The sequence below is a fragment of the Lacinutrix sp. MEBiC02595 genome, assembly GCF_053601555.1.
Genome location: NZ_JBSHNU010000103.1, coordinates 1 through 224, shown reverse-complemented (window position 1 = coordinate 224; position 224 = coordinate 1). Strand labels below are relative to the sequence as shown.

Below are 224 nucleotides of genomic sequence, written 5' to 3'. Positions count from 1 at the left end.
ATTGTGATAACGAAACTATACTTGTTGCAATTCTTACACTTAACGATTCTATTGGTCCTGATCTTACAGCTTGTACGGTAGCGGATGAAACGATTGAGTGTGACGGAACAAATAATGAAACGCTTGCTAACGATTGGAATGCTGCTAATATTTTAGCACTGCAATCTTGTGGTACAGATTCTTGTGATACAGATGCGGTATTCGATGTAACTTCAGATTATGCT

General features: G+C 37.9%; 1 protein-coding gene. It reads left to right on the top strand.

What is annotated here, in order from left to right; all coding sequences use genetic code 11:
• The coding region (locus tag ACVCZW_RS00485; RefSeq protein WP_452231357.1) for a hypothetical protein at window positions 1-224 on the top strand (224 nt) is incomplete at both ends.